The 10678-nt window shown below is 33.6% G+C and carries 10 protein-coding genes and 1 other annotated feature; of the genes, 1 reads left to right on the top strand and 9 read right to left on the bottom strand.

The window, feature by feature from the left end; genetic code table 11:
- Positions 1–414: 414 nt before the first annotated feature.
- The 4 genes from CN514_RS09580 to CN514_RS09595 all read right to left on the bottom strand — a co-directional run bounded on the left by CN514_RS09580 (position 415) and on the right by CN514_RS09595 (position 4002).
- Entirely contained in the window at positions 415–1326 is a 912-nt protein-coding gene (locus tag CN514_RS09580; protein WP_176525853.1) for a tyrosine-type recombinase/integrase, read from the bottom strand.
- Positions 1327–1456: 130 nt separating this feature from the next.
- The gene (locus CN514_RS09585) at positions 1457–1651 is read right to left on the bottom strand and encodes an NETI motif-containing protein (RefSeq protein WP_098232383.1); all 195 of its coding nucleotides are present in this window, start codon (positions 1649–1651) and stop codon (positions 1457–1459) included.
- A 115-nt stretch (positions 1652–1766) separates the two neighbouring features.
- Complete coding sequence (locus CN514_RS09590) at positions 1767–2489, bottom strand: Bax inhibitor-1/YccA family protein (protein WP_098232384.1); 723 nt, start codon at positions 2487–2489, stop codon at positions 1767–1769.
- A 127-nt stretch (positions 2490–2616) separates the two neighbouring features.
- Positions 2617–4002: a glycine--tRNA ligase gene (locus tag CN514_RS09595; protein ID WP_069032389.1), complete on the bottom strand. Its 1386-nt coding sequence runs from the start codon at positions 4000–4002 to the stop codon at positions 2617–2619.
- A gap of 80 nt (positions 4003–4082) precedes the next feature.
- Positions 4083–4262: a binding site (T-box leader), on the bottom strand.
- 210 nt (positions 4263–4472) lie between these two features.
- Between CN514_RS09595 and CN514_RS09600 the strand changes: the two genes are divergently transcribed.
- Positions 4473–4901: a hypothetical protein gene (locus tag CN514_RS09600; RefSeq protein WP_098232385.1), complete on the top strand. Its 429-nt coding sequence runs from the start codon at positions 4473–4475 to the stop codon at positions 4899–4901.
- A gap of 523 nt (positions 4902–5424) precedes the next feature.
- Here CN514_RS09600 and CN514_RS09605 read toward each other — a convergent pair.
- The 5 genes from CN514_RS09605 to CN514_RS09625 all read right to left on the bottom strand — a co-directional run bounded on the left by CN514_RS09605 (position 5425) and on the right by CN514_RS09625 (position 10523).
- Positions 5425–6132: an ABC transporter ATP-binding protein gene (locus tag CN514_RS09605; RefSeq protein ID WP_069032386.1), complete on the bottom strand. Its 708-nt coding sequence runs from the start codon at positions 6130–6132 to the stop codon at positions 5425–5427.
- 19 nt (positions 6133–6151) lie between these two features.
- A complete protein-coding gene (locus CN514_RS09610) occupies positions 6152–6922 on the bottom strand; it encodes an ABC transporter ATP-binding protein (RefSeq protein WP_098232386.1) in 771 nt (256 codons plus the stop codon).
- 16 nt (positions 6923–6938) lie between these two features.
- A complete protein-coding gene (locus CN514_RS09615) occupies positions 6939–8207 on the bottom strand; it encodes an ABC transporter permease subunit (RefSeq protein ID WP_098232387.1) in 1269 nt (422 codons plus the stop codon).
- A 9-nt stretch (positions 8208–8216) separates the two neighbouring features.
- Positions 8217–9200 (bottom strand): branched-chain amino acid ABC transporter permease, encoded by a 984-nt coding sequence (locus CN514_RS09620; RefSeq protein WP_098232388.1) that lies wholly within the window; start codon positions 9198–9200, stop codon positions 8217–8219.
- A gap of 141 nt (positions 9201–9341) precedes the next feature.
- Positions 9342–10523, bottom strand: a complete 1182-nt coding sequence (locus CN514_RS09625) for a branched-chain amino acid ABC transporter substrate-binding protein (RefSeq protein ID WP_098232389.1) — start codon at positions 10521–10523, stop codon at positions 9342–9344.
- Positions 10524–10678: the final 155 nt, after the last annotated feature.

Raw genomic sequence — 10678 nt, forward strand, 5'->3', positions numbered from 1 at the left:
TAGCTTTGCCTCAATTATGGTAATCGTTATTCATTTTCTATTTATTTTCTTACTTTATAAAACTGTTAAATGGAATAAGGAGCTTCTTAATATAAAAAAGGCATTTGACGGAACGTCTTAAAACGTTCCTTTTTTAATTCATAATTCCTTGTATTTGGAGTATTGAATATCTACTCATCATAAAATTAATTTAGGCCTGCAGCGACTCTTTTTTCCTTTTAATATTTGCTTTAACAAGGCTTTAAGGTTATCGCTCCCTATGCATAATCGGGAATAGAGTCTCGTCAAAATGACACTCCAATTAGAATTTTATTAAATGCAAGTAGTAATTCCCCTTATATATTCAGTTCATTCTAAGTCAATAGGACAAGCCGAAAGCATACACAAAAGGCGTACCATCACTGGTACACCTTCTTATAATATACTTTTTAATGGACTGTATTTAACCTGTGCTCTTCCTAAATCATCACTGGAATAATTGATATACCTCTGTGTTATCTTTATATCAGAATGTCCTAGCAGTCTCTGTAATTCAAATAAATTACCACCGCTCTGCAAATACATCTTAGCGAATGTATGTCTGAACGTATGAGGCGATACTCTAACACCCTTAATACTTGCTAATTCTCCATATTTTGAGATGCTCCACCTTAACATGCGTGTTGTATATGCATTACCCTCCATACTGATAAATACTGCAGTAGTACCTTCTACCATGTCTCTAATCGATAGCCACTGTCTTAGTGCATTTAAAGTATGTTGTGTTATGTGAATATATCTTTGCAAGTACATTTTAGTGTTTCTGATTAGTATTTTATTCTCATCAAGCCTTAAATCTTCTAAACATATTCCTAATAGTTCACTTGAGCGGATACCAGTGTCTAGCATCATAAGAATCATGCAGTAATCCCTAACACCATTCCATGTAGTTCTATCGATAGAATTCAGTAATTGTCTGATTTGAGTGCCATTGAATGACTCTATCTGCTTTTGTCTGCATCTTAATAACTGTATATCTATCGGCAACTTTAAGTACTTAATAAATGTCCTTAATATGGTTAATCGAGCATTGATTGTAGTAGGTTGCATTCTAGTCTGCATATCTTCTATTAATTTATCAATGAACTCCTGTTTCAATACTGCTACGGACTCGTCTACAACATCAAATAGTAAGTAACCTAATACTTTACTGTAATTGTATACTGTTGTATCTCTAAGTCCTTTTCTTTTACACTTGTTAATGAATTCATCTAATGTAGATTGAATTGATTTCTCTTCTGATATTAATAGTAGTTCTGCTTTTGTTAGCTTCCTATTTCTTCCCATGTCCATCACCTAATTTATTCTGATTATTTATATTAGGTGACTCAGCGTGGACATGCTAATTTATGCATATTTTCACCTCATTTAATTCATATAAGGTTACTATTCCATTAAATTATTATCTTTATTCATATTAATTCGTATTTAATTTGCCTTCAAAAACAATCTTTCTTCCGGTCGGTTCAATTTCTACCTTTCCATTCACCATTTGTTCTGAAAATATTGGTACTTCCATTCTTTTAACAGGTGTATAGCCCTCTCTTTCCATTCTCTCTAAGCAATCATTAATTGTTTCATTTTCAAAGACTTCAAATTTTTTCTTACTCATCTATTTCCCTACTTTCTACTATTGTCATTCTATCTAATCATAATTGAATTTAAATCAAACTATAGTAAAAAACCTTACTTTCATTTGAGAGTAAGGTCTGACTGACTAAAATTTTTTAATCGCGAAGCCTCGATAGGAATCGAAGTGCTTCAATATAAACCCAAATGACTGTTACTAATAAACCAAAAGCACAATACCACTCGAACTCTTTTGGTGCACCTTGTCTAACACTTGTCGTAATTAGATCAAAATCCAAAAATAGATTTAATGAAGCAATAACAAGTATCGCTAAACTAACAAATATTCCGATTGGACCAGATTGATGGATATATGGAATTGGAACATGGAATAGTTGAAGGACCATCGTTAGTAAATAAAATATAAACACTCCGATTGTTAAACCGAAAACAATTGATCTAAAACGGTGCGTTACTTTAACTAGTCCAGTAGCATAACAAATTAATGTTCCTGCTATAATTGCTATTGTTAATAGAACCGCTTGAAGGACAATCATTCCATATGTTGCTTCGTAAGCAGCTGAAATATTACCAATTAGAATCCCTTCAACTGCTGCATAAATAGGTGTAGTAATCGGCGCAATTCTAGGAGAAAAAGATGTTACTAACCCAATAATGAATGCAACGATTAAACATCCAATAAACACTTTAGAATTCAGGGTTCCAGTAGTCGTTAGATAAAATGAGTATCCTGCTGTTGCGATTAATAAGATTAACGCGATAATTGTTTTACCTATTGTTCCACCAATCGTCATCGTTTTAGCAGCATGCCTTGATTTCGTTAATCGTTCAGAATTTAAGATAGGATTTGAACTCCTCATTTAAACTCCTCCTTTATTTTATACCTTTATTTTACCATTTTTAGTAAATTTCTTAAACTTTAAACAAGCTTTAGTAAAATATATGAAAAAAGATGTCCAAAAGGACACCTTATTTCAAAAAACTAAATTAAAATTTAATTTTATTAGCTAAAAATGATTGTAATTCACTTATTGCAACACGAGTTTGCTCCATAGTGTCACGGTCACGAACTGTTACTTTTCCATCTTCAATTGATTCGAAGTCGTAAGTAATACAGAATGGAGTACCGATTTCATCTTGACGTCTGTAACGTTTACCAATTGAACCAGTTTCATCGAAATCAACATTGAAATCTTCTGCTAAAGAAGCAAATACTTCTTGTGCATTTTCTGATAATTTTTTAGATAGTGGTAAAATCGCTGCCTTATATGGTGCTAATGCAGGATGTAGACGCATTACTGTACGAGATGTACCATCTTCTAATGCCTCTTCTTCATAAGCATCAATTAAAAATGCTAATGTCACACGATCTGCACCTAATGATGGCTCGATACAATATGGAACGTATTTTTCATTTGTAATTGGATCATGATATGTGAAATCTTCTGTTGAATATTCCATATGTTGTTTTAAATCATAATCTGTACGAGACGCAATGCCCCATAATTCGCCCCACCCAAATGGGAATTTATATTCAAAGTCAGTTGTCGCGTTACTATAGTGTGATAATTCATCCGCACTATGTTCACGTAAACGAAGATTTTCTTCATTCATTCCTAAAGCTAAAAGCCATTTATTAGCAGTTTCTTTCCAATATGAATACCACTCTAATTCTTCACCTGGTTTACAGAAGAATTCAAGCTCCATTTGTTCAAATTCACGAGTACGGAACGTGAAATTTCCTGGTGTAATTTCGTTACGGAAGCTTTTACCAATTTGAGCAATACCAAATGGTACTTTCTTTCTCATTGTACGTTGAACATTTTTGAAGTTTACGAAAATACCTTGTGCTGTTTCTGGACGTAAGAAAATCTCATTCGTACTTGACTCAGTAACACCTTGGAATGTTTTAAACATTAGGTTAAATTGACGAATATCTGTAAAATCATGGCTACCACAATCAGGACAAGCAATTTTATGCTCCTCAATTAATTTAGCCATTTCTGAAAATGGAAGTCCATCAACGATAATTTCCATTCCTTTTTCTTCAAGTGCATTTTCGATTAATTTATCTGCACGATGACGAGCTTTACAATTTTTGCAATCGATCATTGGATCATTAAAGTTACCAATATGACCTGAAGCTTCCCATGTACGTGGATTCATTAAGATTGCAGCATCTAATCCAACATTATATGGACTTTGTTGAACAAACTTTTTCCACCAAGCTTTTTTTACATTATTTTTTAATTCAACACCTAGTGGACCATAATCCCAAGTATTTGCTAAACCACCGTAAATTTCAGATCCTGGAAATACAAATCCTCTGTGTTTAGCATGACTTACTACGACATCCATCGATTTTTCTGACATTTCATCTGCCTCCAATTTTCAATTGTTTTTTGAAAATGCAAGAATGAAATAAAAAAGCTCTCATCCTTAGGCATTTTCTGCCTAGGGACGAGAGCTGTATATGCACCCGCGGTTCCACCCTAGTTGACAATTAAAAAAATTGTCCACTTTAAGAATTAACTCAGGAATGCCTTTCGCTAAAGGTTTTGATTGAGCTCACACCATCCTCAATTCGCTATACAAAATAATCTTTAGGTACTTCTTTCCGTCAACGTTATATGTAATAAATAATATGTTGTTATTTTAACAAAGTGACAATGCTTAAGTCAAATATTATTATGAACAATTTTGATAAAAAAATACCGTGAATTTTTCGAATATTTCAGGGGATACTTCATGTAAAGATATAACCTTTACAGTATGAGCATTACTTGGTATGATAGAAAAGTTGTTTTATTTATATACTATACTATCAGAAGGGAGTGCTAGTTTTGAGTAGCAGCATTTTTCTAAAGAAAAAGAAACGTTCAGCAGTATTGCTTGATAAACATCATTCCATTCGTTTATTAAAGACAAACAAAAAGCGAATCGTGAACAAAAGAAACAATAAAATAAAAGGGTTCGAACAATTACTTGTTAAAGAATTAAACGAGGAAATGATTTCAACTTCAAACAGTACGGTAAATGAAATTTCTGAAAATTTAAATACAGTAGTGATCGAAGGACTTCCAGTAACATTTCTTCTAAAGCTTGGAAAAGAGTTTTTCTCAGATTTAGAAGCAGTGAAGTACTATTATAATAGTAAACATGAAGATTTTTACAAGAATCGTAGTTTACTAGAGGAATCACTTCAATCTTCAATTAACAATGCGTCAAGTGAAGAGCAATTAAAAGTTTCGGAATTTATTTCTAATAAATAATAATTATTAATGAGGGAATCCATAATGGGTTCCTTCTTTAATTTGTGTTGATAAAGCCGTAGTAAAAATCGACCGTCTTGAACTGCAAATAAAACTTAGAGAGCAGCAAATAAGAGGCCTAACTGTGCAAACAAACGTTGAAACTTACAAATGAATGGCGGACTGCAAATAAAATCCGTGAATCTGCAATTAAAATTACCGATTCTGCAATTAAAATCTGCAAAACTGCAAATAAAGTTAAAAATTACCTATACCCGGTATCTCGACTGGATTATTAGCTCATCGTGGATAAGATTGAATGTAAATCAAGCATATTTCTTCTTAAACACTAAAATACTAATTCAAATCTGCCATTTAACTAAAAAAAAATCTGAAACTTAGACTTAAAATGATCAGTGCCTCCAAGATACCTCCAACTATTAATTTTCACACTCATTCACATCAAAAAAGAGATGTTCATATGTCAGTTGACCTGACTCATGATACATCCCCTTTTCCTTTACCTATTTTTGATTTGAAAATTCTAAGCTAAATAAGCTTTTTTCACTTCTTCATTATTCATTAATGTCTTACCTTCACCAACCATTTGGATCTCACCAGTTTGAATTACATACCCGCGGTGAGCAATTTGTAATGCTTGGTATGCGTTTTGTTCGACTAATAAGATTGTCATTCCTTGTTTGTTTAGTTGCTCAATGATTTCAAATATTTGTTCAACGATAATTGGAGCAAGACCCATAGATGGCTCATCTAGCATTAGCAATGATGGTCCCATCATCAGTCCTCTACCAATCGCTAGCATTTGTTGTTCTCCTCCACTCATCGTACCGCCTTTTTGGCTTAAACGCTCTTTCAGTCTTGGAAAATAATCAAATACCATTTCCATTCGTGCAGCGATTAGTTTTTTATCTTTAACTGAGAACGCACCCATCTCTAAATTTTCTTTTACACTTAATTTAGAAAAGATTCTTCTTCCTTCTGGTACATGAGCGATTCCTTTTAAGGCAATTTCATGAGATTGTAGCTTTATAATTTCTTCACCTTTATAAATAAGTGTTCCAGATTTTGGTTTAACTTGGCCACAAATTGTTTTTAAAGTAGTAGATTTACCAGCACCGTTACTTCCAATTAACGTTACAATTTCACCTTCATTTACTTCAATGTTAATATTTTTCAGTGCTTGAATACCACCGTAAAAAGAGTTAATATCTTTTAATTGTAATAGCGTCATTTTTTAAGTACTCCTTTCACTATGCAGTAGTCACTGCACTTTTTCCTAAATATGCTTCAATTACTTTTTGATTATTTCGAATTTCGAGTGGTTTACCTTCTGCAATTTTTTCACCATGATCAAGTACAAATAGATACTCAGATATTTCCATTACAAGCTTCATATCATGCTCAATTAAGACGATTGTTAAGTTAAGGTCATCTCTCATTTGATAGATTAAATCAGTCAATTCTTTCGTTTCTTTCGGATTCATCCCTGCAGCTGGCTCATCTAAAAGTAAGATTCTTGGTTGAGATGCTAATGCACGAGCGATTTCAAGTCGTCTTTGTGCACCGTATGATAGACTCGATGCTTCCTCATTATAAACATCAGCCAATCCGACGTATTCTAACCATTTATATCCCTCTTTCATCGCCGATTTTTCTGCTTTTTTAAATTTGGGTAAATGGAATATTGTTGAAAAAACACCATACTTTAAATGCTGATGCATTCCTACCATGACATTTTCTAATGCTGTCATACTATTAAATAAACGAATATTTTGGAATGTACGTGCGATTCCTTTTTTATTAACAGTATGTGGTTTTAGCCCTACCAAACTCTCATTCCCTAGCAAAATTTCACCACTACTAGGAGTGTACACACCTGTAATCATATTAAAAAATGTTGTTTTTCCAGCTCCATTTGGTCCAATTACCGCTGTAATTGAGCCTTCTTTAATATCAATATTTACATTATTAACAGCTGTTAATCCGCCAAAGCTTTTCGTTAAATTCGTTGTTTTTAACATTTGATAACCTCCTCTCTTAAAATGAAACTGTTCGTGATTTTTCTTCGACTACAGTTTGATCTATGACGTCTTCTTTTGGAACAACCTTATTTTTGGCAGGCAATAATCCTTTTGGCCTGAAAATTGCTGCAAGTACTAAAATAAGTCCGAAAATCATACGTTGCATTTTAGAAGGCGATAGAGCCGGTGGTAAATTAATAACACCATCTAATGTTAATTGGTTCAAATAGTTCGTTACTTCTGTTAATACTTGTAGGTTTAAGATTGTTACAAGCGCTGCTCCAAGGATAACACCTGGAACACTACCCATTCCGCCTAAAATAACCATTACTAAAATCGTAATCGACTCAAGTAACGTAAAGCTTGTTGGGTCAATGAACATTTGCTTTGCAGAGAATACTACTCCCATCATTCCTGAGAAAGATGCACCGATGGCAAATGCAATTAATTTCGTACGTACTAAGTGAATACCTGATGCTTGTGCAGCGATTTCATTCTCACGTACCGCTTTCCAAGAACGTCCAAGCTTAGAATCTTGTAACCTAGTAACTGCTAAAATGACGATTGCTAAAACAACTAACACGACATAATAAAATTGCCCAGAACTATCAATCTCTAATCCAAAAATAGTAGGAGCTGGAATAGAAGAAATACCTTGTGCTCCTCCAGTAATATTTATTGGTTTATCTAAATTATTAAATACAATTCGAATAATTTCCCCAAAGCCTAGTGTTACTATTGCTAAATAATCACCTTTTACACGAAGTACTGGAATACCTAATAATACACCTGCAATTGCAGCAATAATTCCACCGATTATGATAAATAACCAGAATGAGTTTCCTGAAAACGGGAGGAAATCAAAATGTAAGAAATTCGTAACTTGTTTAGTCGAAAAAATTGCATAAGTATATGAACCGATTGCAAAAAAGGCAACGAACCCTAAATCTAAAAGACCCGCTAAACCAACTACTACGTTTAATCCTAGTGCCATTGCAACATAGATTCCAACTAAAGTCGCTACACCCATATATGATTCAAATGCAGTCCCTTGTGATGCAACATACGGCATGATCACCGTTAAAACTAGGATTCCAATGCTCCATTTTAATTTGACTGGAAAATTAGTTTTATATAATAAGTAAAGTGAGAACAAGATTAATAGAAATGCTGTAACCGATTCCTGCAAAAAGTATAAACCTAATGATGTAACAACGATATAAGCTCCTAAGAAAATTCCTTGTAGTTTGTTTGATTGTTTTAACCCATTTAATAAGCTCTTCATCTAATTCACCTACACTTTCTCAGCTACAGGTTTACCTAATAAACCTTCTGGCTTGAATATTAGAACTAGAATTAAAATTCCAAATGCAACAACATCTTTATATTCTGATGGGAAAATGCCATGAGTTAAAGTTGATAAATTTGTTGCTGCAAATACTTCGATTACACCGATTAATAAACCGCCAAACATTGCACCACGGATATTTCCGATTCCACCTAATACTGCAGCTGTAAATGCTTTTAGTCCTAAAATAAAACCGATATACGGATCAATTGTGCTGTACTGTAATGCAAATAGTACGCCAGTTGCACCACCTAATCCAGAACCTAAAAAGAATGTTAAAGAGATGACTTTGTTAACGTTAACAGACATTAATGATGCAGTGTCGCGATCCTGTGCAACTGCACGCATTGCTGTACCCCATTTTGTTTTATTGATGAAGTAATCTAATGAAATCATCATTACAACTGCAACGACTAAAATAATGATTGATGCTGATTTAATTTGTGCATTTCCAAATGAAGAAAGAATTGAGCTAGTTTTAATTTGGTGTTGTCCAGAAAATAGTGATGGGCCAGTAATAATGTAATTTCCTTCTTTTAATTCAGCAATAAAACGTACGATATCTTGTAGTAAAAATGAAATACCGATTGCTGTAATTAATGTAATTAACTTTGGTGCTTTTCGCAATGGACGATACGCAACTCTTTCGATCCCCATTCCTAGGAAACCAGTTGCTAATGATGCTACTATTAAAACAATTGCTAACACGATAATTGCAGGTAAACTACTTAATAAACCTAAACCAGTAAATGTAATTAATACCGCAGTACCAATAAACGCACCCACCATAAATATTTCACCATGTGCAAAATTGATTAGTTCCAATATCCCATAAACCATCGTGTAACCGAGTGCTACGATTGCATATACTGCTCCTAAAACAAGACCGTCTATTAGAACTTGAGGTAGTGTTTGGATTACTTCATTCATGTATAAGACCTCCTATAAATAATGTAGTTTATTTCCTATTGACTTCCAAAATTTTACAATTTTCTCATCTTTTTGAGAGAAAAAGAGTATCACATTTTACAGGATACTCTTTTCTTTAAGACTGGTAGGGTTTGTTTCTAATTATGGTTTAGTAACTTCGCCTTCTTGGGTACCAGGGTATTTAGCTTCTTTAAACGTATAAATAAATACTTTCGCGTATTTGTTGTCCCCTTTGTCGTCGAAGCCCACCTTTGTTACTACACCATCATAATCTTGGATTGCACGTACTGCTTTTTCAACTTGTTCACGAGTTGGCGTTTTTCCTTTATTATCGTTGATCGCATTTTTTAATCCTTCTAATAAAACGCCAGCAGAATCATATCCGTAAGATGAGAACGATTCAATGTTTTTATTAAATTTAGCTTTATAAGCGTCAGCAAAAGCCTTACCTTTATCTGTTTTTAACGTATCACCAGCTACTGAAGTATAATAGAAGTTTTTAACAGCATCTCCAGCAATATCCACTAAACCTGAAGAGTCCATTCCATCTCCTCCCATGAATGGGATGTTTAATCCTTTTTCACGAGCTTGTTTTAATAAAATTCCACCTTCAGCATAAAGTCCACCGAAGAATACTAAATCAGGCTTTTTCGCAATTGCATTATTTAGTACCCCGTTAAAATCTTTATCTCCGATTGAGATCCCTTCTTCACCTAAAATTTTAGCGCCTAATTTCTCAGCAGCAGCTTTGAATTCATTTGCTAAACCAGTTCCGTAAGGTGTTTTATCTTGAATGATAAAAATATTTTTAGCTTTTAAAGTATTAACAGCGTAATTTGCACCTGCAGGACCTTGGAAGTCATCACGAGCACAAATTCGATTAACTACTCCTAATCCACGATCAGTTACTTCATTTGCAGTATTTGAAGGAGATACCATTACGATATGGTCTTTCTCATATTTTACAGAAGAAGGAATTGCCACACCAGAGTTTAAGTGTCCTACAACCCCAAGGATTTTATTGTCTGCAGCTAACTGCTCAGCATTTGCTACACCTTTTTTTGGATCCCCTTGGTCATCATAAGGTACAATCTTTAAATCAAAGCCTAATTTTTTGAAAGCTGCTTTTTGATCCTCTAATGCAAGCTGAGCTCCAAGTTTAATGGATTCACCTAAAATTGCATTATTACCAGATAATGGTGTATTTGTCGCAATTTTAATGACCTGGTTCCCATCCTTTGAACTATTACTACCACAGCCTGCTAAAATACCCGCAGTTAACGATACTGATGCTAAAATTGCAAATCCTTTCTTAAAAACCATATGTACGCCCCCTTAAAAACCTATTTTTTTGAAAATTTAAAATTCTTAAGAAAATAGTAAGCTATATTTTTTCGTTAGACAAGTTCTTTTGATTCAAAACATTTCGACAATTCTGTCGATTCTTTGTTATTTTAGGTAATTATTCCCATTAAAAA

The sequence above is a fragment of the Bacillus sp. AFS001701 genome (assembly GCF_002559405.1).
In the GTDB taxonomy this organism is placed as follows: Bacteria; Bacillota; Bacilli; order Bacillales; family Bacillaceae_G; genus Gottfriedia.